This window comes from Rhizobium alarense, from assembly GCF_021555155.1.
Classification (GTDB): domain Bacteria; phylum Pseudomonadota; class Alphaproteobacteria; order Rhizobiales; family Rhizobiaceae; genus Rhizobium_D; species Rhizobium_D alarense.
The window spans coordinates 11671-33669 of sequence record NZ_JAKGBU010000031.1 but is presented as its reverse complement, the minus strand read 5'-3'; the positions used below and the strand labels follow the sequence as shown (position 1 = coordinate 33669).

Here is a 21999-nt window from a genome sequence, read left to right as displayed (position 1 = left end):
GGTCTACTCCCGGGGAGCTGCGGCACGGCGCAGCCGGTCGTTGATGGCTTCGCCGAGCCCGTGCACCGGCACGGGCGCGAAGGCGATCGAGGCAGCGCCGCTGCGGTCCGCCTCCTTCATGTAGCCGAAGAGGTTCGCCGCCGCCTCGCGCAGGTCACCGGTGGGGCTGAGGTCGAGCACGATCGCCGCCCGCTCCTCGCCCGGCAGCGACCGTCCGCCGAAGCGGATCAGCGCCTCGCCGGGAAAGACCGACGTGGCGTCGAGCCGGACGCCGGCAGCCGGGGCATAGTGGGAGGCGAGCATGCCGGGCGCCTCGATGGCCGCGCCCGCGCCATGCGGACGAACCACCAGCGTGCCGGTCAGCGCCTCGACGTCGGCGACGTCCAGTCCGCCCGGCCGCAGCAGCCGGATTGCGCCGTTCTCGACCTTGAGGATCGTCGATTCCAGGCCGATCCGCGCCGGGCCCGCATCCAGCACGAGCTCCAGCTTTTTGCCGAGGTCGGCGGCCACATGCGCGGCGGTCGTCGGGCTGATGCCGCCCGACGTGTTGGCGCTCGGCGCGGCAAGCGGACGGTCAAGCGCGGCGAGCAGCCGCCCGGCCATGCCGCTCGGCACGCGCACGCCGACCGTGTCGAGGCCGGCGCGGGCCAGCGGGTGGATCGGGCTCGTCTCGCGCACCGGCAGGACCAGCGTCATCGGTCCCGGCCAGAAGACCTCGGCAAGCCGGCGCGACAGCGGGTCGAATATGACGTGGCGTTCCGCCATAGGGAGGTCGGCCATGTGGCAGATCAGCGGATTGAAGCGCGGCCGGCCCTTCATCTCGTAGATGCGCGCGATGGCGTCGGGATTGGTCGCGTCCGCCGCGAGCCCGTAGACGGTCTCGGTCGGGATCGCGACGGGCAGTCCTCGCGCTAGCAGCGCGATCGCCTCGCGGATCGCCATCGCCTCGTCGCTGCGAGCCTCCAGAATGCGTGTCATGCGGCCGGCCATCCTTTCTCCGGCTCTCCTTACAGGCCATGCCGGGTGGCTGCCAAGACGCAAAAGCCGCCGCGGACGGCGGAGGTTTCGCTAAAATTCGTCGCGAAATGCAGCGGTTGTCTTAGGCCGGCCGAAAGAGCCGGAATGATACGACCCTGTGTCGAAATCTGCCGGGCTGTTCAGATGGTGCACAAGAAATCCTCCACGAATGACATTGGCGTCCGCGTCGCGACCGCGATGCAGCAGTTGGGCATCGAAGGCCTGCCGCGCAACTACGAACTCGTCTACGAGGCCTATGCGGGGACCAATCCGGACCTCGTGCGCGATTTCATCGCGCTCGGCAAGTACAAGACCCAGGCCGCGCTCGACGAACTCGGCCGCAAGTACCTGCCGCACCAGCACGAGGCGAGCGTGCTGCAACGCTCCGCCGGCGTCGTTCGCGACGAGATGAGCAATTTCATGGCGCTGCTCGACGAGGAGAAGACGTCGCTGACGGACTATGGCCGGCTGATCGGCGAAGCCTCGCAGGCGATCGTCGGGGCGGATGGCGGCCCGGCGACCGCGCTCGGCGCCTCGATCGAGGCGCTGCGCCGGGCGACGGAGCGGCGGGCGACCGAAAACGCCGCAATGACCGCCAGCGTGTCGGCGCATGCGGAGGCCCTCGACGGCCTGGCGCGGGAACTGGCGGAGTTCGAGGCGAACAAGTTCCTCGACGTGGCGACCGGGCTCGGCAACCGCCGCGCCTTCAACAAGGCCGTGGCGCGGGCCTATGCGGATCTCGACGAGCCGGATGCCTGCGCCGTCGTCATTGCCGAGGTGGACGCGGCGAAGCGCTTCTCGCCGCGCCAGATGGAGGCGCTCGGGCCCTATCTCGTCGGTCACTTCGGATCGCTGATCCGGCAGGCTTTCCCCTCGGGCGATATCGCTGCCCGCTTCGACGGCCTTCGTTTCGGTTTTCTGTTCCAGACCGGCGACGAGTCGCAGGTGTTGCGTCTGCTCGTCTTGCTGCGCAGCGCCTTCCAGGCGGCGGCGCTGCGCCATCCGGAGACCGGCCGCGGGCTCGGCACCCTGTCGTTTTCGGCCGGGCTCTGCATGACGGAACATGCCGGCAATGCCTTCGACCTGCTCAATCTCGGGGAGAAGGCGCTCGCGCAGGCGATCGCCGAGGGCGGGGATCGTGTGGTCGTGCATCGCGAGAAAGCGGCGTCCCGCGGCAAGGACTGGATGCTCTACCGGGCGTCCTGACCGTCCTCTCGCCGCAGGCCGGTCAGAGCGTGCGGATGATGCGGCGCAGCGCCTCGTCGCGCGCGCCGAGCATCAGGACATTCTTCATTGCGGCCTTCGGGTCGTGGGTGCGGAAGAGCACGCCGTTGCCACGCACCGTCCTGTCGATCTCGAGCCGCCCCTCGATCTCGGAACTGTTGATCGCAACCGCGAAATACATGCGCGGGTGGCGCTGGCTGATGCCCTCGAAGAAGCGGTCGCCGTCGCCGATCTCCGAGAAGAAATTCGCGATGTAGAAGGCCCAGTTCACGTCGTCGAGATCGGCGAAGCGGGTGTTGGCGACGGTGACGTGGCAGTAGCCGAGATGGGGTGTGTTGGTGAGCGTGCGGTGGAAGATGAGCTTCGGGAAACGGATCGAGTGATGGAAGCCGTTGATGCGCTGGTGGGTGACCTCGCCTGCCCGCTCCAGGCGGCGCCCGGTGATCTCGGCGACTTCCTGATAGCTGAGATACCGACGCTCGGCGTCGGTCAGGTCCTTCCGGTTGCGGTCGATACGGCCGGTGCGCAGGAATTCCGTGTGGACCGCAGCCTTCTGCGTCACGGCCCGCTTCTGCGCAACGGCGTCATAGTATCGAAACTTCTGGTGCACGGCGACCGGGCTCCTTGAGGCGCATTGGCACAGGTCCATGATAGGTGCTGTTGGTTAATGCTTCCTTTTACCGGGATGACCCGATTCGGCGGTCTGCAACGGCTTCTGCCGCCGGCAAGACAGGGAGCATGTCGCAAAGCAGACATTGCCGAAACTTTGGGCGCGGGTGCCCGAAAAAAGGTCAGCTTTCCTGACGGTTATCTTTTAGGATTTTGTATTTAATCGCGAAATAGAAGGGAGAATGGCGGAAATCGCGTGCAGGGCCTGTCGTCATTCCGGAAGGCGATGTCGCTAATCGACATGGCATGTCACGCGTGATCTGCTTTCATGGAGACGATCGAGGTGCCGCCTCTATAGGGAAGGCGGAGAATTGGGAAGCCGGTTGAAACCCGGCGCTGCCCCCGCAACGGTGTTGGAGAATACGCGGCAAAGAGCCACTGGAGCAAAAGCTTTCGGGAAGGCGCCGCGCGGTCCCTCAGGGACAGCTCCTCAGCCCGGAAACCAGCCTTGACGACATGAAGATGCAACTGGCTGCGGTGGGTGGCCGGGATGAGAACCCGTAGATGACGCCGGTGGCTGCCGGCTGCCGGTTCCCTCCCGCCTGCCGGGTCACGGTAGAACGAGGAACCGACATGGACATTCGCAACGACGTGCTGGCGCGGCTCAGGAACCGCCGTGACGGCTACAGCCTCGACCAGGCCTTCTATATCGATCCCGCCGTCTACAAGCTTGACCTGGAGACGATCTGGTATCGCGACTGGCTGTTCATCGGCCACGACTGCGAGATCCCGAAGGCCGGCAACTATTTCACCGTTCAGGTCGGCGACTATCCGGTCGTCGTCACCCGCGACCGCTCCGGCACGATCCGCGCGCTGCACAATGCCTGCCGCCACCGCGGCTCGCGCGTCTGCCAGCAGCAGAAAGGCACGTCGGCCAAGCTCGTCTGTCCCTATCACCAGTGGACCTACGAACTCGACGGCTCGCTGCTCTTCGCGCGCCACATGGCGGACGACTTCGACAAGAGCGAACACGGCCTGAAGCCGATCCACTGCGAGACCGTCGGCGGCTACATCTTCATCTGCCTCGCCGACCGCGCGCCGGATTTCGCGCCGTTCCGGGCGCTGGTCGAACCCTATCTCGCCCGCCACCGGCTCGGCGAGACGAAGGTCGCCTACGAGAGCACGATCATCGAGAAGGGCAACTGGAAGCTCGTCTGGGAGAACAACCGCGAGTGCTACCACTGCGCCGCCAACCACCCCGAGCTCTGCCGCACCTATCCGGAAGCGCCGAGCGCGACCGGCGTGCAGGGCGCCAAGGACGATCCGGTGATCGCCGCCCACTGGGAGAAATGCGAGGCGTCGGGCCTGCCGAGCGAATTCCTGATGTCGCCGACCGGCCAGTTCCGCGCCGCCCGCATGCCGCTGATCGGCGATGCCGAGAGCTACACCATGTCGGGCGCGCGCGCCGTCCGTCGCCCGTTGTCGGCCGACGTGATGGAGAAGCAGATCGGCACGCTGCTGCTCTTCCACTATCCGTCGACCTGGAACCATGTGCTTGCCGACCATGCCATCACCTTCCGCGTCCTGCCGCTCGGCCCGGAGCTGACGCAGGTCACGACCAAGTGGCTGGTCGCAAAGGATGCGGTCGAGGGCGTCGACTATCATATCGACGAACTCATCCATGTCTGGACCGAGACAAACGACCAGGACCGCCAGATCGTCGAGGAAAACGCCTTCGGCATCCGCTCTCCGGCCTATCAGCCGGGCCCCTATTCACCGGTCGACGAGGGCGGCGTCATGCAGTTCGTCGAATGGTACAGCAACTTCATGCAGGAACGGCTCGCCGGCGAGGCGAAGCCCCTGAGCCGGGTGGCGTGACATGACCGTCGTCAGCGATTTCCGCCATTTCGACGAATTGCAGCCCTGGAACGACCGGCACCACCTGCTGGAATGCATCGCCGTGACGGCCGAGACCCCGGACGTCATGACCTTCTCGTTCCGCTCGGACAGCGCCAACTGGTTTCGTTACCTGCCGGGCCAGTTCGTCACCCTGGAGCTGCCGGTCACGCCGGACGAGCCGGTGATGCGCACCTACACGCTGTCCTCCACGCCGTCGCGGCCCTTCTCGGTCGCCGTCACGGTGAAGGCGCAGGCATCGAGCATCGGCACGCGCTGGATGTTCGACAACCTGAAGCCCGGCATGCGGCTCAAGGCCTTCGGCCCGCTCGGCGACTTTTCCTTCGTGCGCCATCCGGGCGAAAAGTATCTCTTCATCTCGGCGGGGTCCGGCATCACGCCGATGATGTCGATGACGCGCTGGATGTCGGATTGCGCGCCGCAGTCGGATGTCACCTTCGTCTCCTGCGCCCGCAAGCCGGACGACCTGCTGTTCCGTGCCGAGCTCGAATGTCTCGCCGCCCAGATGCCGAACCTGTCGCTCGGCTTCATCGTCGAGGGCCACAACCCGCGCGACGGCTGGCACGGCCTGCGCGGCCGCATCGACCCGCAGAAGCTCTCGCTTCTCGCGCCGGATTTCCGCGACCGCACGATCTTCTGCTGCGGGCCGGAGCCGTTCATGCGCGGCGTTCGCGATCTGCTCGCCGTCTGCGGCTTCGACATGAAGCGCCATCACGAGGAGAGCTTCCAGCCGGCGGCCGCCCCTGCGCCTGAGGAACTGGCGATCCGCGCCGGCGCCGGCGAGGGCGACCCCTCCGAGGTCTCGACGGTCACCTTCACCATGGCCGGCAAGGACGCCAGGTGCCAGCCGGGCCAGACGATCCTGCAGACGGCGCGTGCCGCCGGCGTGCGCATCGGCGCGGCCTGCGAGAGCGGGCTGTGCGGCACCTGCCGGGTCATGAAGGTCTCGGGCGAGGTCGAGATGAACCACAATGGCGGCATTCTCGACGACGAGATCGAGGAGGGCTACATCCTCGCCTGCTGCTCGCGGCCCGTCGGCGACGTGCAGATCGAGGCGTGACGGAAAGCGCCGGGAAGCGCCGCGATCAGAAATCCTGGTAGTTGAGCGGCGTCATCTGGGGCAGGCGGCGGGACAGCGACGCGGTGACGATCTCCCGCACGCCGGTGCCCGCCGCGGCCTTGGCCGAGGCGCTGACGGGAAGCGACAGGGACGGCTCCATCCCGCCCGTGGCCGGAACGGATGCCGTCAGCACCTCGTCCGGCCTCTCGAACGGCTTTTCGGGCAAAAGCGTGCCGAACGCCCAGGCGGCCTTGAGCGCCTTCCGGTTCATCGGCGCGACATTGACGTCGATGTCGTTGCGCGTGCCCTTGACGCGATAGGGACAGCGCCGCTTCGTGCAGTTGGCCGAGGCCGAGAACTGCCACAGCGCATAGTTTTCCCAGTTGCCCATCGGAAAGACGTTGCGGATATCCGGCTTGTAGCGGGCATACCAGAGCGGCAGCCGGGACAGGATGCGGTATCTGTCGCGGTTGGCCGCGATGTGCCGCGCCGTCGAGTGGTTGGTGTAGAGCACCGGATAACGCCCCGTGCGCGTCTTGATGTGGCCCGCGAAGATCTGGGCGTCCTCGAGCGACATGAAGGTCTGCGGATCGATGGTCTCGATGTCGAGCACCATCATCTCGTCGTCTTTCGGCTCGGCGTAGTCGAGAAAATGGTTCGCCTGATCGATCGGATTGCCCGGTCTCGCGAGATGGTAGGCGCCCCAGAGCAGTCCGTGGGCGCGGGCGAGTGCCCGGCGGGTCTGGTAGAGTTCGCGGCTCACCGCATATTTGCGCCACATCGTCTTGCAATGCGCATAGGTGTCGCCGCCGTGGTCGCCGGTGCAGCTGTAGCTCTCCGGCAGGCCGTCGGAGGCTTTGGAGATGAAACCGGCGATGCGCGTGTCGGCCAGCATCTCGTCCCACTCGATCTCGTTGAGCTCGTAGGCGTCGATGACGATGGCATGATCGGGCTTTTTCCAGGGCTCGATGCCGGCGGCGTGAACCAGGTCCGCCGACAGGGCGACGAGCGACGATACGACGAATCCGAGAATCGACCTCATGCGCTTCCTTCCGCTGGCTGTCCGCGATCAGCCATGCTGCGGGAATTGTGGTTAATCGAGGGTTAACGGCCCGTCGCGAAGTCACGGGAACGTGATGGCCCGGAGTCGTTGAAGGCGGAACCGGCGCACCCCATACACATTAGGAAAGTAAAGTGCGCGCTTGAGCGCGCCGGTCGAAAGGAGGTTCCCCATGCGTGCCGCGAGACACTGTCTGGCTGTCGCCATGTCCGCGCTGTTCGCCTTCGCGCCGATGGTGCCGGCGCAGGCGATCACGATGCCGGTCGTGAAGCAGCAACCCGTTGAGACGTCCAACCAGGGCAATGTCGAGACGGTTCAGTATCGTAAGAAGCGCATCATCATCCGCCGCAATCGCGCCGTGCGCAATCGCGAGGTGCGGCGCCACCGCGTGGTTCGCCGCTCGCGCGGCGACATCAATGTCGGCAATGGCGTACCGGGCGGCGAACGCCGATACAATCGGTCGCGCGGCTTCTATACGCCGAACCGGGATTCCTATCGCTACGGCTGGTATCGCGGCTATCGCGGCTACCGCTACGAGCGTCCGGGCTACCGCTACTATAACGGCTACTGGTTCCCGCTGGGGGCCTTTGCGGCGGGTGCCATCATCGGTGGTGCAATTGCCAACGACCGCCCTGTCTATTCCTATTCAGGCGGCAGCAGCCATACCAACTGGTGCTACAACCGCTACCGGTCCTATCGCGCCTGGGACAACACGTTCCAGCCCTATGAGGGGCCGCGCCGCCAGTGCATCTCGCCCTATTCGTGACGGGCAGCGGCAAACGGGGTGAGCGAACCGCCCCGGCGCCAGGCCGGGGCGGTTCTGCGTTCGGGGCGCTCAGAGCTTCGTCTGGATCCTGCTCGCGTATTTGTCGAGCTTGCCGAGTAGCCCCCAGGCGAGCATGGCCAGCGAGATGGGCAGTCCGAACGGCGCCGCCTGCTGGCCGAACAGCCCGATGGCCGCGGGCAGGATTTCCGCGAGCGGCGAACTGACCACCTGGTCCGCCACCTGGCCGGCGGCCGTCGTTCCGGTCGGCGCCGTTCCGGGCAGAAGCAGCCCGCTGATCAGCGCGCCAAAGATGCCGAGCGCGCTTTTCTTGCCGTCGAGCAGGCGGCCGACCGTCTGCCCGAGCGCCGCATTGACCGGCGTCAGCGGTTTTTCCCCGGTGCCGACCTTGGGGTCGAGCTGGTCGGCGACGAGGCGCAGCACCGCCGCCAGCGTGGCCCGCCGCCCGGTCGTTGCGTCGGCCTGCGTTTCGCCGGCTCCGGCCTGGCTGCCGAGGCCGGTCCCGCGCAGGACGGCCTCGGCCTGTTCGCGGATTTCGTTCGCTTGTTCCGTCACGGACATGTCTTCCTCCGTAATCCTCGGCGTCGGGATGGGCTCCGTGCGCTTTCCGTTGTCCTCGAGCCAGCGCTCGGTTTCCAGCCGCAGCCGCCCGATGCGCCGTTCGAAACCCTTCTTGAACGTGGCGTAGTTCTTGTGGGATCTCAGCCGTGCGGCATAGAGGTCGATCATGTCGCTGATGACGTCGTCGACGGGAGCGGTGGCGACGGCACCCAGCGTGTCGCCGCCGATGCCGCCGTCCACCTTCAGTGAAAAGCCGTTGGCGTTGAGGGCGCGCTGCAGGAATTTCGCCGCCGTGCCGGGGCCGGCGTGCACCGCCACATTGTAGACGACCAGCGCCAGCGGCCCCGGCATCTCGTGACAGGAGCTCCGGCGCCAGTATTCCTGGCGATAGATCGCCTTGGCCTCGTCGAAGGTCAGCGCCTTCACGTCGGCCTTGGAGACGGCGCGCTTGCGCCAGGCGGCGAGTGTCTTGTGCGTGATGCCGAAATTGGTGGCGCCGCCCGGGTCCTTCGGATGGTCGCTGTAGCCGCCCTCGAACTCGGCGATGACGGCATGTGCCCGGTCGAAGTTCGTCTCCGCATCCTCGGCCGGCTGGCGCTCTGCTGTCGTGTCGGCGGATCGCTGGCCCGCCGTCGTGGCGACGGCGCCGCCGGTCTGCGGCATCTCCGGCAAGTCCGGGGGTCCACCGATGCCGAGCCGGCGGAGCAGGTCGCGCAGCGTGAAGGGGTCAAGGTCCGTCTCGTCCTCGAGTTCCACCGTATTCGTCGGTTCGGTCGTGACGGCGGTGGGTGTCGGGGGTGTCGACGCCTCGTCGAGAAGCGGGAGGGTCAGGCCGAGGGCGGCGGCGGTGTTTTCGCCGCAGACCCCGTCGCCGGCCTTGGGGCCGAATTGCCGGCGCTGGAAGGTGACCAGCGCCTTCACGGAGTCCCGCCCGAAGTCGCCATCCGCGCCATCCTGCAGGGCGCCCTTGGCGATCAAGGCCTCCTGGACCTGCCGTGCGAGCGCGCCCGTCGAGCCGTAGCGCACGACCTGGCGCAGCGCCGTGTCCGCCGCCCTGTCGATCGCGGCCAGCTCGGCCGAGCCGAACAGCAGGTAGACGAAGCGGGTCTGCGCCCCGCCGTAGCCGTTGTCGATGAAGGTCCGCCAGGGGCCGGTCTCCGCCGCGTTGCCGCGCCGCGCCGATTTCGGCAGGCCGCAGACGACCTGGCACCCGGCGCTCGAATAGCCGCTCTCGGTGTTGTCGCTGAAGGCCGAATGGATGTTGTCCCAGACATAGCTGTCGGGACCGCTGCCGAAGTCGATCCTGTCCTCGAGATCATAGTCGAGGTTGTCGGCCGTGCGCCAGACGGGGAAGAAGCAGGCCTGGCGGAAGGCGCGGTGGCCGTTCGGCTTGCCGGCCTTGTGCACGCCACGCTGGTGTTCGTAGCGGCCGAACATCAGGAGGTTGGTGCCCGATCCGTTCTTCAGCCGGCTCGACTTGATGTTGACGAGCGACGGCACGGTCGAGCCCGGAAACAGCGCCACCTTCCGGGCGGCGACATCCCACTGGCCAAGCGTGCAGCGCATGCGCTGGTAGTCGACCGTGGCGAAGTTCGCGCCATGGCTGGCGAGGAATCGGCTGTCGGTCGGCTTTTCGGGAAGCGCCCCCCGGATGCCGAAGAAGACGAGGCCCTCGGACGGGACGTTGTAGCCGTTGCGCCGTGCGGCCCGGGACAGGAGATTGGCATTCACAGACAGATCAGCCATTCCGCACACCCCTCTTGGCGGACGATGGAGCATCATACACGTTTATGTTGTATTTGGAAGGTCTAATCGATTCTGCGCTGCAATGTGCGGCTAGAGAATCCCGGCGCGCCGCAGCACCCACCAGGCAAAGCCGATCGAAAGCAGGATGAAGCCGAAGGCGAGCATGGTACCATGCGTCGAGGCCTCGAACGGGAGGGCGGAGGTGTTCATGCCGAAGAAGCCGGTGACGAGCGTCGGCGGCAGCAGGAAGGCGGTCATCAGCGACAGGATGTAGAGGTGGCGATTCGTCTCCGACGAGAGCCGTGAATCGATTTCCTCGTGCAGCAGCCGTGCCCGCTCCTGCAGTGCGAAGACGTCGCGGTCGACGGCTTCCAGCCGTCCGATCAGCCGTTCGGCGACATCCGTGAAGCCGTCCGGCACCTCGTCGTCCTCGGCGGCGCCGACGCGGCGCAGCAGCGCCAGCACGGTGCGCAGATGCCGGTGCAGCCGGACGACCGTGCGCCGCAGCGGTGCAAGCCGCCGCCGCTCGTCGCCCGCATCGTGGTCGCCGTAGACCGCCTCCTCGATGCCGTTCAGGTCGTGGGTCAGCTCCAGCACCATGGCGATCAGCGTGCGCTGGAACTCGATCACCAGCATTTCGAAGATGTCGATCGGGCGGCGGCACTTGTTCTTGCCGAGCGCCGCCCGCACCCGGTCGACGCTGCGCAGCGGATGCAGGCGCGTGGTGACGATGACCTCCTCGGTGACGGCGAAGTGCAGCCAGCCGATCTCCTTGGTCATTTCGTCGAAGGTTCGCTCGAAATCGACGAGTGTTCCGTGCACGAGGTCGGGCGACACGCTGATCGCCGCCTGCGTATCGCTGCTCGTCAGCGTCTGCAGCGCCTCTTCCGGAAGGATACCGAGCTTTTCGATCAGCGCCGGCACGCGCGCGTCGCTGAGCGCCAGATGCAGCCACAGCACGCCGTCACCGGGGACGAGTTCGCTTTTCGGCGCCTTGACGGAGATCTGCCGGCATGTTCCCGTCGAGGGATCGATCCGGTAGGCCCAGACCAGACCGGGAATTTCGGGTGCGAGATGGTCCATCGGTATGTTCATCCGGTTCTCCGTCCGGCATAGCCGCTGCGCATGACGCTTTTGCAACAGGCGCTGCCAGCGCAGGCAGCCGGTTCGATGACGCTTCCCCTGGAAGGTCGAATTGACGTTTACGTAAAAATCAATATTCTGGCCGCGACCGATCCGCCCCTGGCTTTTGCGGCCGGCGGGACAGAGGCACATCGGACGATTCTGGAGGAGGATAGTGATGTACAAGGCGCCGGTCGAGGAGATTGCCTTCACCCTGAAACACGTCGCGGGCCTGTCCCCGGCGCTCGATGCCGTGTTGTTCGGCGACCTCAGCGAGGATCTTGTCGACGCGATCCTCTCGGAGGCCGGCCGTTTCGCCAGCGAGGAGATCGCGCCGCTCGGCGAGATCGGCGACCGGCAGGGCGCGCGGCTGGAGGAGGGCAGGGTCACGACGCCGGACGGCTGGGCGGCGCTCTACAGGGCCTGGGCGGACGGCGGCTGGAATTCGCTGACGGCGCCCGAGGCGTTCGGCGGCCAGGGCCTGCCGCACATGCTGCATGTCGCGGCGCTCGAAATGTGGAACAGCGGCTCGATGGCCTTCGCGATCGGTCCGACCCTGACGATGGGCGCCGTCGAGGCACTGGTGGCGCACGGGTCGGAGTATCTCCGATCCACCTATCTGCCGAAGATGGTCTCCGGTGAATGGATGGGTTCGATGAATCTGACCGAGCCGCATGCCGGCTCCGATCTCGGCGTGCTCAAGACCCGCGCCGAGCGGCGCGGCGACGGCACCTACCGGCTGTTCGGCCAGAAGATCTTCATCACCTATGGCGAACACGACTTCACCGACAACATCGTGCACCTGGTGCTTGCCCGGCTGCCGGATGCGCCGGCCGGCACGCGCGGCATCTCGCTTTTCCTCGTGCCGAAGTTCCTGGTGAACGAGGACGGCTCGCTCGGCCCCCGCAACGACGTCCATTGCCATTCGCTGGAACACAAGCTCGGCATCCACGCGTCCCCCACCTGCACGATGATCTACGGCGACGGCCGCTTCGGCGAGGCGCCGGGCGCGATCGGCTGGCTGGTCGGCGAGGAGAATCGCGGCCTTGCCTGCATGTTCACGATGATGAACAACGCCCGCCTCGCCGTCGGCATGCAGGGTGTCGCGATCGCCGAGGCCGCGACGCAGAAGGCGATCGCCTATGCGAAGGAGCGCACCCAGGGCAAGGCGCCGGGCTGGCAGGGGCTGGGCATGAGCCCGATCATCGAGCACCCGGACGTCGCCCGCATGCTGCTGACGATGAAGGTGCTGACCCAGGGCGCGCGGGCCATCACCTATGCCTGCGCCCATGCCGTCGACATGGCGCATGCGGCGAAGGGCGACGAGGCCCGCCATTGGACGGAGCGCGCCAGCCTGCTGACGCCGGTCGCGAAGAGCTTCGCCACCGATGCGGGCGTCGACGTCGCCTCGCTCGGCGTGCAGGTCCATGGCGGCATGGGCTTCATCGAGGAGACGGGTGCGGCACGGCTGCTGCGCGATGCCCGCATCGCGCCGATCTACGAGGGCACCAACGGCATCCAGGCGATCGACCTCGTCACCCGCAAGCTGCCGCTGTCGGAGGGCGGCCACATTCGCGGTTTTCTCGCGGAGCTGAGAGAGATCGCCATGAAGGCGAGGACGGCGAACGCCCCGGCGCTCGGCGAGACGGGCGCGCGGCTCGAGGCGAGCCTCGCCGATCTCGAGACGGCAACCGAGTGGCTGCTTGCGGCGCTCGCCGAAGGACGGCAGGCTGAGGCGCTTGCCGGCGCGACGGCCTATCAGCGGCTCTTCGGCCTGGCGCTCACCGGCGGCTATCTGGCGACCGGTGCACTGGCCGACGGCGGCGACGGGCGCGGTCCGGAGCGTGCCGCCCTCTGCCGCTTCGCGGCGGAAAACGTCATCGGCGAGACGTCGGCCCTGCGGGACCGCATCACCGGCGGCGCGGCAAGCCTTGCGGCCGCCCGGGCGGTTCTCGGCTAGCGTCGATGCCTGACCGTCGGGTGTCGGCAGGTGGATGAAGAGCACATCTCCGGCGCCTATGGCCGGAAAAGCGGGCGATGCCCACCATGAGGAAACAATGACCGACCATATCCGCATCGAACGCCCGGCGGGCATGCCCGGCGTCCAGGTCATCCGCCTGAACCGGCCGGAGAAGAAGAACGCCATCACGCGCCTGATGTATGCGGCCATGACCGAGGCGCTGGCGGCGGCGGAAGGCGATCCGGCGATCCGGGCGACCGCCTTCCTCGGCACGCGAGGCTGCTTTTCCGCCGGCAACGACATGGCGGATTTCCTCGCCTTCGCCACGGGCGGCACGATGGGCCGGGAGGTCGTCGACTTCCTCCACACGCTCGCCCGTCACGGCAAGCCGCTCGTCTCGGGCGTCGATGGGCTGGCGATCGGCATCGGCACGACGATCCACCTCCATTGCGACCTGACCGTCGCCTCGCCGCATTCGCTGTTCCGGACGCCCTTCGTCGATCTGGCGCTGGTGCCGGAGGCGGCCTCCAGCCTGCTCGCGCCGCGCCTGATGGGCCACCAGCGCGCCTTCGCGCTGCTTGCCGCCGGCGAAGGCTTTTCGGCGGAGGAGGCGCGCCAGGCGGGCCTCGTCTGGAAAGTGGTCGAGGACGTGGAGGCGCAGACGCTGTCTGTCGCCGAAGCCCTGGCAAAAAAGCCGCCCGCGGCACTCAGGATCGCCCGCGACCTCATCCGCGGCGATCGCGCCGACGTCGCGGCCCGCATCGACCGCGAGGCGGACCATTTTGCCGCGCAGTTGAAGAGCGCCGAAGCCCGCGCCGCCTTCGAGGCCTTCATGGCAAAGCGCTGAGCGCACGGGCGTCACCCTGCAACTTGATACCCATCAGTTTTAAGCGTCTCTTAAGTACGCTTGCATAATGTGCGGTCCATTCCAGGCGACGCCCGCTCGCGGTTCGCCTGACGGCCGCATGACGCGGCCCGCAGCCGCCTTTCCGGCATGTTCCTCCATCCTTGAACGGTGCGGGCCGCCCGTCGGCGTGCCTGTTCCCCCACCATTCGCGACGGAGCACCCCTTCCGTCGCCCGAAGAAGGACTTGACCGCCTTGTCCAAGCGATCGAACCTCATGACGCGCATCCTCGTCGTCGCGTCCCTTGTCGTCGTTGCCGCCTTCACCGGCTTCTCCCTCTATATCGACAGTCTCCAGCGCGGCATGCTGACGCGTGCCGTCGAGGAGAACATCGCCTCCTCCGGAAAGCAGGCGGCGCAGAGCATCGCCAACTGGCTGAACGCCCGTGTCCAGCTGACCGAGATGGCGGCGGACGCCGCCGGCAAGGCGGCCGATCCGGCCGGCATCGCGGCGGTGCTGAAGAACGACGTGCTCGTCGGCGAGTTCATGACCACCTATGTCGGCGACGAAGCCGGCACCTTCACCATGTGGCCGCAGTCGGAAATGCCGGCGGGCTACGACCCGCGCCAGCGCCCCTGGTACCAGGGCGCCGTGAAGGCGGACGGCAGCGTGCTGACCGAGCCCTATATCGATGCCTCCACCAACGACCTGATCATCTCGTCCGCCGTGCCGGTGAAGCGCGACGGCGCGCTCGTCGGCGTCGCCGGCAGCGACTTCTCGCTGAAGTCGCTCGTCGCGATGATCGATTCCGTCGATTTCGGCGGTCAGGGCTTCGCCTTCCTCGTCAACAAGAGCGGCCAGATCCTCGTCCACCGGGAGAAGGCGCTGGTCACCAAGACGCTCGCCGATGCCTTCCCGGAAGCGACGCCGGCCATCGGCGGTGCCGTTTCCCATGCGACCTACGATGGCAAGCCCGTGCTCGTCTCCTTCGTTCCGGTCACCGGCCTTCCCTCCGTCGAGTGGTATCTCGGCTTCACCATCGACAGCGGCATGGCCTATGCGGCGATCGGCCAGTTCCGCATCGCCGCGACGATCGCCACGGTGCTCGCCGCCGTCATGATGATGGGCTTCCTCGCCACACTTCTGTCGCGCCTCGTCGTGCGTCCCGTCTCCGACATGACCGCCGCCATGGAAAAGCTCGCCGCCGGCGACGTCGGTGCCGACATCCCCGGCCGGGACCGCAGCGACGAGATCGGCAAGATGGCCGAAGCCGTCGCGGTCTTCCGCGCCAATGCCGTCGAGCGCCGCCGCCTCGAGACGGAGGCGGAGGAGGGCCGGTCGCTGACCGAGCAGGAGCGCCGCGACCGCGAGGCGGCCAAGGCGCGGGAGGCCGCCGAGGTCCAGCAGGCCGTCGAGGCGCTGGCGAACGGCCTCGGCCGCCTCGCCGAGGGCGACCTGGCGCACCGCATCGACGCGCCCTTCGCCGGCCATCTCGACCGCCTGCGCACCGACTTCAACAATTCCGTCGCCAGGCTGCATACCGCGATGACGACGGTCGGCCGCAACGCCCGCGCCATCGATGCCGGCGCCACGGAAATCCGCTCGGCCGCCGATGACCTCGCCCGCCGCACGGAGCAGCAGGCGGCCTCCGTCGAGGAGACGGCCGCCGCGCTGGAGGAGATCACCACGACGGTGAAGGACTCGGCGCACCGCGCCGAGGAGGTCGGCTCGCTCGTGTCGCGCACCCGCATGGGCGCCGAGAAATCGGGCGAGGTGGTCCGCCGTGCGGTTGCCGCCATGCAGGGCATCGAAAAATCCTCCGGCGAGATTTCCAACATCATCGGCGTCATCGACGACATCGCCTTCCAGACCAACCTGCTGGCGCTCAACGCCGGCGTCGAGGCCGCCCGTGCGGGCGATGCCGGCAAAGGGTTCGCGGTCGTCGCCCAGGAGGTGCGCGAGCTGGCGCAGCGTTCGGCCAATGCGGCCAAGGAGATCAAAACGCTGATCAATGCGTCGGGCGACCAGGTGCGCTCGGGCGTGGCGCTCGTTGACGAGACCGGCGCCGCTCTCGAGGCGATCGTGCGCGAGGTGCAGGAGATCAACGGCCACGTGAGCGCCATCGTGACGGCGACGCGCGAGCAGTCGACCGGCCTGCAGGAGATCAACACCGCGGTCAACACCATGGACCAGGGCACGCAGCAGAACGCCGCGATGGTCGAGGAACAGACGGCGGCGAGCCATGGCCTTGCCGCCGAGGCCGCCGCGCTCAACGCGCTGCTCGCCCAGTTCCGGCTGGGAACGGCGGAAGCCGGCCATGCGCCGGCGGCCGCGCGCCGCGCCGCCTGACCGCAATGGTTTCTTCGAAAAGCGAGGCCCGGGGGCGACCGCGGACCTCGTGCGTTGAGGAACAGGCGTTTTCCGCCTGCCACAGCCCTCAGCCGCGTGCGGCGGCCTCCAGTGCCGCGATGTCGAGCTTCACCATCTTGAGCATCGCCTCGGTGACGCGTTTCGCCTTCTCCCTGTCGGGATCGTTTACCAGTTCGCCGAGCCGTTTCGGCACGATCTGCCAGGAAAGGCCCCAGCGATCCTTCAGCCAGCCGCATGCTTCGACCAAGCCGCCCTCCTTCAGCACGTCCCACAGCCGGTCGATCTCCTCCTGGCTGTCGCATTCGACGGTGATCGAAAAGGCGTGGTTGAAGGAATCGAGAGGGCCGGCCTGCATCGCCGTGTAGCGCTGGTCGCCGAGCGTGAAGCCGGTGAGGATCACGCTGCCGGGCGGCCCGCTCGGCGTGTCGGCCGGTACGATGGTGGTCCACGCGATCGACGACCCGGGAATGAGCGACGTGTAGAGCCGTATCGCCTCTTCCATGCCCTTGTCGAACCAGAGGCTCTGAATCACCTTCATCGTCATGCTCCTTCCCTGCTTGCGGTTCCGGGTGTCTTCAGTGCCAAGGACGAAGGGCGGCGCCCCGTTCCGACAGGCGAAGCGAAAAATTTGTCCGGCGGCCGGGAAGAGGCCCGTTCACCCGCCGCCGTCGGCGATGAAGCGGGTCGCGAGCGAGAAGAGTTCGGCCTGCGAGGCGATGCCGAGCTTCGCATAGGCATGGCGGCGATGCACCTTGACGGTGCCCTCCGCGCTGCCGAGCAGGGTCGCGATCTCGCGGGTGGAATGGCCGTTGAGGATCAGGCGCACCACTTCGCCCTCCCGCGGGCTCAGCACCTGCGCGCCGAAAGCGGCCAGGCGCTCGCGCAGCAGGCGGTCGTCGCGGTCCGCGCCCGTGCCGCCACCGCCGCCCCATTGCCGGACGATGGCCGCCTCCAGGACCGGAAAGGCGGTGCCGAGCAGCCGGGCTTCCTCGGCGGTGAAGCCGGCGCTGCGCGCGCCGCGGGCGATCGAGACGGCAATCCACCGGCCCGCCGCATCCGCCACAAGCAGCCCGATCTCGTCGGCGAGCCGGATGCGCCGGTAGAAGGTGTCGTAATAGTCGGACTTGAAGAACGCTTTCGGCGCCAGGTCCATCAGCCGGTAGGCGCCGGGCGCAATGCCGTTGCGGCAGGCGATGTAGAAGGGATCGAGCAGGAAGGGGCCGCTTTCGTAGAAGGTCGTGTGCGTCGCCGCCTGCACCTCGTCGAGGTCGTGGAACAGCGTGCGCGGCCGTTCCATGCCGCGATAGGCGGTGACGACGATGGAATCGTGCGGGCAGAGCGCGCCGACCGCCCGGCGCATCGCGATCGGAAAGCGGTCGCCGCCGACAAGGGCCAGCATCTGCCCGACGGCCTGAAGCCAGTCGCGGCCTTCCAGCGGAGCACGATCCGCCGCCTGTGTCGTCACGTTCTATACCCCTAAAGGCGTATGCCCATGCCGGATGTTAGAACGTCATCCGCTGCAGTTCAATGCCACCTGCAAACGACGGCAGGAGACAGACATGGGCGACGCGCTCGACCTTACCCCCAAACACGGCGACCTCGCCTTCACCCGCGACAGCCATCGCGGCTCGATCATGGAGGCGACCTATGCGGGCGCGCCGAGCTTCATGCGCCGCCGCTTCACCCGCGACCTCTCGGGCGTCGATGTCGCGGTGCTCGGCATCCCGCTCGATCTGGCGACCTCCGGCCGTCCCGGCACGCGCTTCGGCCCGCGCGGCGTGCGCGCCGCCTCGACCCATATCGCCTGGTCGGCGCCCTGGCCCTACGCGGCCGACCCCTTCGAGGAACTCGCCGTCGTCGACTACGGCGACTGCCTGTTCGATCCGGGCGTGCCGCAGGCGATCGCCGCCGCGATCACGGAGACGGCCACCACCATCCTCGATGCCGGCGCGGCGCTGCTGTCCATCGGCGGCGACCACTTCGTCACCTATCCGCTGCTGAAGGCCCATGCGGCGAAACACGGTTCGATCCGGCTCGTGCAGTTCGACGCCCATACCGACACCTGGGCGGACGAGGGCGGGCGCATCGATCACGGCACCATGCTCTGGTATGCCGCCCGCGACGGCCTGGTCGATCCGGCCCGCTCAGTGCAGGTCGGCATCCGCACGCACAATCCGGACCCGCTCGGCTTCACCGTCATCGACGCCCGCGACGTGCACCGTGCGTCGCCCGGGGCGATTGCCGCCCGCATGCGCGCCATCGTCGGCGACGGTCCCTGCTACGTCACCTTCGACATCGACTGCCTCGATCCGTCGGCGGCGCCGGGCACCGGCACGCCCGTCATCGGCGGGCTCTCCTCCTGGCAGGCACAGGAGATCCTGCGTGGCCTTGCCGGCCTCGACGTCGTCGGCATGGACGTCGTCGAGGTCTCGCCGCCCTACGACCATTCCGAGATCACTGCGCTTGCCGGCGCGACCATCGCAAACGACCTGCTGGCGCTCCACGCGGCAGGCAAAAGGGGAAAGACAGGATGACAGCCATGAAGACCAACGCCGCCGTCGTGGCGGTTGCCGCCGCCCTCATCGCCGGTACGGCCTGCGCGGAAGATACGCTCCGCCTCTACAACTGGGCGGACTATTTCGGCGAGACGACGCTCGAAAGTTTCACCCGGGAAACCGGCGTTCCGACCAGCCTCGACCTCTACGATTCCAACGACGTCCTCGAGACCAGGCTTCTGACCGGCGGCAGCGGCTTCGACGTGGTCTTTCCGGCGACCTCCAATGCGCAACGGGCGCTCCAGGCCGGCGCACTGGCGCGGATCGATCCGGCACGGCTGAAGAACTACGGCAATCTCGATCCCGCCATCCTCGCGGTGCTCGACAAGGCGCCGGGCGGCCGGGCGATCGGCGTGCCCTATACCTGGGGCACGGTCGGGCTCGCCTACAATCCCGACCGCATCGAGGAGCGGCTCGGCACCCGCAGGCTCGACAGCCTGGACGCGCTCTTCAATGAGGAGACGGCGGCGAAGCTCGCCGATTGCGGCATCGCCATGATCGACTCGCCGCTCGAAGTGACGGCCATCGCGCTCAACTATCTCGGCGCCGATCCCTACAGCGAGGCGAAGGCGGACATCGAGAAGGCCGGCGCGCTCCTCGAAACGGCGGCGAAACATGTCCGCTATTTCCACAGCCAGCGGCCGACCGAGGGTCTCGCCTCCGGCGACCTCTGCGTCGCGCTGATCTACAGCGGCGACGCGCTGATGGCCGGCGACCGGGCGGCCGAAGCAAAAAACGGCATCACCGTCGACTATGCGATCCCGAAGGAGGGAACGATGATGTGGGTCGATGTCGCGGCGATCCCGGCCGACGCGCGCCATCCGGAACTCGCCTACCGCTTCATCGACCACCTGCTGAGGCCCGAGGTGATCGCCGATGTGACGAACACAGTGCGCTTCGCCAATGCGAATGCGGCGGCGCGCCCGCTCGTCGATCCGGAGCTTGCCGCCAACGGCGATATCTATCCGGGACCGGAGGTGATGGCGAAACTCTTCCCCGACCGCTCCATCGAGGGCAGGGCGCTGCGCGAACGCACGCGGTTCTGGACGCGGGTGACGTCGGGGCAGTAATTATCCGACCTGCCCTGAATTTGACCGATTGCGTAAGACCGTCTGCGGTCGCCGCTACCTGGTCAGGACGGCGATGGCTTCCACATGTGGCGACCAGAGGAACTGGTCGATCGGCGTGACGGCGGCGATGCGGTAGCCGCCGTCAGCGAGGATCGCGAGGTCGCGGGCGAGCGAGACGGGGTTGCAGGAGACAGCGACGACCGTCTTCACGCCGGAGCGCGCCAGTTCGCGGCACTGGTCCTCGGCGCCGGCGCGCGGCGGGTCGAAGACCACGGCATCGAACACTTTGAGCTCGGAGGCCATCATCGGGCGGCGGAAGAGATCGCGCTTCTCGACGGTGACGGGCTTCAGTCCCTGCGTGCCGCGGGCCGCCTGGTCGAGCGCCGAGAGCGCCTTCTGGTCGCCCTCGACCGCATGCACCCGCGCAGTCCTGGCGATGCGCAGCGCGAAGGTGCCGGAGCCGGCGAAGAGGTCGGCGACGCGTTTCGCCTTGCCGAGCGCGGCGAGCACAAGGTCCGCCATGGCGTCCTCCGCCGGCTTCGTCGCCTGGGTGAAACCGCCGGCCGGCGGCGACACCGCGACACCGCCGAAATCGAGCAGCGGACGCTGCGGCTCGATCAGGATCTCGCCGTCGGTCGACACCCGCGCGATGCCCCGGATGCCGAGCACGGCGGTCGTCACGGCGCGCCGTTCGCGGTCGCCGACCTTCTTCACGCCCTCGAAGGCGATGTCGAGGCCGGAAAGCGTCTCCAGCACCGTCACGCGAAAGGGTTCCGCCGACGTCGCCACCGCGCGGGCGATCGTGCGGAGTGCGTCGAGCCGGTCGACGATGCCGGGGCTGCTGATCGGACAGTGGTCGATGGAGACGATGTGGTGGCTGCCCGCCTGGTTGAAGCCGAGGAGCACGCCCTTTTCGGTGCGGCGCGCGGTGAAGACGACGCGGCGGCGTTCGCCCGGCCGGGCAGCGACGAGCGGTGCCACCTCCGGCGCCAGCCCCTTGCTTTTCAGGGCATCGACGACAAGCTGCCGTTTGAAGGCGTGGTAGAGCCCGTCGGCCGCATGTTGCAGCGAGCAGCCACCACAGATGCCGTTCCTGCCGTCCGGCCCGAAATGCGCGCAGGGCGGGGCGACGCGGTCCGGCGAGGCGACCGAGGTCGAGATCACGGTGCCGTGGTTCTTGACGCGCGCGATCGCCACCGTCTCGCCGGGGAGCGCGAACGGCACGTAGACGGGGCCGTCCGGCATCTGGGCGATGCCGTCGCCGCCGCTGCCGAGGCGCGTGATGGTGACCGTTTCCGTGCTCATGGTTTCCTGCCTGCGAGAAGGTATTCCTGGTTGCCGTCGCCACCGGCGATGGGCGAGGGGATGAGGCCGAGGCTCGTCCATCCCATGGCCGTCTGAAGCCAGTCTTCGATCGCTGCGGCGACGACCGGCCCGGCGGCCGGATCCTTCAGCAGCCCGCCCTTGCCGATCGCCTCCCGTCCCGCCTCGAACTGCGGCTTGACGAGCAGCAGGCAGACGGCGCCGGGCGCGGCGAGCGAAAGCGCCGGCGGCAGGGCGAGCTTCAGCGAGATGAAGGAGACGTCGGAGACGACGCAGCCGATCGCCCGGTCGCCGATCGTGTCGCGCCCCAGGCTGCGGGCATTGACCCCCTCCAGGTTGGTCACGCGCGGGTCGTCGGCAATGCGCGGATGCATCTGCCCGTGGCCGACATCGACGGCCGTCACATGCGCCGCGCCGCGCTCCAGCAGCACCTCGGTGAAGCCGCCGGTGGAGGCGCCGATGTCGAGACAGCAATGCCCGGCGGGGTCGAGGCCGAAATGGTCGAGCCCGCCGGCAAGCTTCAGCGCGGCGCGCGAGACATAGCGGCTCGCCGGATCGTCGACGGCGATCTCCGCCGCCTGCGGAACGGTGGCACCCGCCTTGGTGACGACGGCGCCCGCGACGCGGACGGTGCCGCGCGCAATCGCGTCGCGGGCCCGCGAGCGGCTGTCGAAAAGCCCGCGCGACACGAGAAGCTGGTCGAGGCGGGCATGGGGCAGGTTAGGGTTCATCGCCCCTCATGCCGCGCCGGCGGCGAGAAGGCAAGCGCCGGCGCC

18 protein-coding genes and 1 riboswitch are annotated in these 21999 nt (G+C 67.8%); of the genes, 9 read left to right on the top strand and 9 right to left on the bottom strand.

Annotation, left to right across the window (positions count from 1 at the left end; genetic code table 11):
• Nucleotides 1–3 precede the first annotated feature (3 nt).
• Nucleotides 4–978, bottom strand: a complete 975-nt coding sequence (locus LXM94_RS11785) for an L-threonylcarbamoyladenylate synthase (RefSeq protein ID WP_235771521.1) — start codon at nt 976–978, stop codon at nt 4–6.
• 183 nt (nt 979–1161) lie between these two features.
• Between LXM94_RS11785 and LXM94_RS11780 the strand changes: the two genes are divergently transcribed.
• Nucleotides 1162–2223: a diguanylate cyclase domain-containing protein gene (locus LXM94_RS11780; RefSeq protein ID WP_235771519.1), complete on the top strand. Its 1062-nt coding sequence runs from the start codon at nt 1162–1164 to the stop codon at nt 2221–2223.
• A 22-nt stretch (nt 2224–2245) separates the two neighbouring features.
• Here LXM94_RS11780 and LXM94_RS11775 read toward each other — a convergent pair whose 3' ends face one another.
• Nucleotides 2246–2851 carry a DUF6656 family protein gene (locus LXM94_RS11775; protein WP_408015626.1) on the bottom strand — a complete coding sequence of 202 codons (606 nt, stop codon included), beginning with the start codon at nt 2849–2851 and terminating at the stop codon, nt 2246–2248.
• Nucleotides 2852–3174: 323 nt separating this feature from the next.
• Nucleotides 3175–3375, top strand: a riboswitch (cobalamin riboswitch).
• Nucleotides 3376–3483: 108 nt separating this feature from the next.
• On the opposite strand from LXM94_RS11775, the gene LXM94_RS11770 reads away from it, so the two are divergent.
• Entirely contained in the window at nt 3484–4728 is a 1245-nt protein-coding gene (locus LXM94_RS11770) for an aromatic ring-hydroxylating oxygenase subunit alpha (protein WP_235771515.1), read from the top strand.
• A gap of 1 nt (nt 4729) precedes the next feature.
• Nucleotides 4730–5827, top strand: a complete 1098-nt coding sequence (locus tag LXM94_RS11765; RefSeq protein ID WP_235771513.1) for a hybrid-cluster NAD(P)-dependent oxidoreductase — start codon at nt 4730–4732, stop codon at nt 5825–5827.
• Between the two features lie 25 nt (nt 5828–5852).
• Here the strand turns inward: LXM94_RS11765 and LXM94_RS11760 are convergent, their stop codons facing one another.
• The gene (locus LXM94_RS11760; RefSeq protein ID WP_235771511.1) at nt 5853–6869 is read right to left on the bottom strand and encodes a glycoside hydrolase family 25 protein; all 1017 of its coding nucleotides are present in this window, start codon (nt 6867–6869) and stop codon (nt 5853–5855) included.
• 190 nt (nt 6870–7059) lie between these two features.
• Here LXM94_RS11760 and LXM94_RS11755 point away from each other — a divergent pair, with 190 nt between their 5' ends.
• Nucleotides 7060–7653 carry a BA14K family protein gene (locus tag LXM94_RS11755; protein WP_235771509.1) on the top strand — a complete coding sequence of 198 codons (594 nt, stop codon included), beginning with the start codon at nt 7060–7062 and terminating at the stop codon, nt 7651–7653.
• Nucleotides 7654–7722: 69 nt separating this feature from the next.
• Here the strand turns inward: LXM94_RS11755 and LXM94_RS11750 are convergent, their stop codons facing one another.
• Together LXM94_RS11750 and LXM94_RS11745 are read right to left on the bottom strand one after the other, a co-directional pair.
• Entirely contained in the window at nt 7723–9978 is a 2256-nt protein-coding gene (locus LXM94_RS11750; protein ID WP_235771507.1) for a glycosyl hydrolase 108 family protein, read from the bottom strand.
• Between the two features lie 90 nt (nt 9979–10068).
• Nucleotides 10069–11061, bottom strand: coding sequence for a transporter (locus tag LXM94_RS11745; protein WP_235771554.1), 993 nt, complete (start codon nt 11059–11061; stop codon nt 10069–10071).
• 217 nt (nt 11062–11278) lie between these two features.
• Here LXM94_RS11745 and LXM94_RS11740 point away from each other — a divergent pair, with 217 nt between their 5' ends.
• The 3 genes from LXM94_RS11740 to mcpU all read left to right on the top strand — a co-directional run bounded on the left by LXM94_RS11740 (nt 11279) and on the right by mcpU (nt 16254).
• Complete coding sequence (locus LXM94_RS11740; protein WP_235771506.1) at nt 11279–13060, top strand: acyl-CoA dehydrogenase; 1782 nt, start codon at nt 11279–11281, stop codon at nt 13058–13060.
• A gap of 97 nt (nt 13061–13157) precedes the next feature.
• Nucleotides 13158–13907, top strand: a complete 750-nt coding sequence (locus LXM94_RS11735; RefSeq protein WP_235771505.1) for a crotonase/enoyl-CoA hydratase family protein — start codon at nt 13158–13160, stop codon at nt 13905–13907.
• Between the two features lie 253 nt (nt 13908–14160).
• Entirely contained in the window at nt 14161–16254 is a 2094-nt protein-coding gene (mcpU, locus tag LXM94_RS11730) for a methyl-accepting chemotaxis protein McpU (RefSeq protein WP_456239085.1), read from the top strand.
• A gap of 88 nt (nt 16255–16342) precedes the next feature.
• Here the strand turns inward: mcpU and LXM94_RS11725 are convergent, their stop codons facing one another.
• Nucleotides 16343–16813 (bottom strand): VOC family protein, encoded by a 471-nt coding sequence (locus tag LXM94_RS11725; RefSeq protein ID WP_235771504.1) that lies wholly within the window; start codon nt 16811–16813, stop codon nt 16343–16345.
• Between the two features lie 117 nt (nt 16814–16930).
• Nucleotides 16931–17740 carry a helix-turn-helix transcriptional regulator gene (locus LXM94_RS26175; RefSeq protein WP_235771503.1) on the bottom strand — a complete coding sequence of 270 codons (810 nt, stop codon included), beginning with the start codon at nt 17738–17740 and terminating at the stop codon, nt 16931–16933.
• Between the two features lie 94 nt (nt 17741–17834).
• Here LXM94_RS26175 and speB point away from each other — a divergent pair, with 94 nt between their 5' ends.
• On the top strand, nt 17835–18809 hold the full coding sequence (gene speB / locus LXM94_RS11715; protein WP_268965098.1) for an agmatinase: 975 nt from the start codon (nt 17835–17837) through the stop codon (nt 18807–18809).
• A gap of 5 nt (nt 18810–18814) precedes the next feature.
• Nucleotides 18815–19900 carry an extracellular solute-binding protein gene (locus LXM94_RS11710; protein WP_235771501.1) on the top strand — a complete coding sequence of 362 codons (1086 nt, stop codon included), beginning with the start codon at nt 18815–18817 and terminating at the stop codon, nt 19898–19900.
• A 54-nt stretch (nt 19901–19954) separates the two neighbouring features.
• Here LXM94_RS11710 and LXM94_RS11705 read toward each other — a convergent pair whose 3' ends face one another.
• Nucleotides 19955–21205 carry a class I SAM-dependent RNA methyltransferase gene (locus LXM94_RS11705; RefSeq protein ID WP_235771500.1) on the bottom strand — a complete coding sequence of 417 codons (1251 nt, stop codon included), beginning with the start codon at nt 21203–21205 and terminating at the stop codon, nt 19955–19957.
• Entirely contained in the window at nt 21202–21954 is a 753-nt protein-coding gene (locus LXM94_RS11700) for a TlyA family RNA methyltransferase (RefSeq protein ID WP_235771498.1), read from the bottom strand. Before LXM94_RS11700 ends, LXM94_RS11705 begins: the two co-directional genes overlap by 4 nt.
• Nucleotides 21955–21999: the final 45 nt, after the last annotated feature.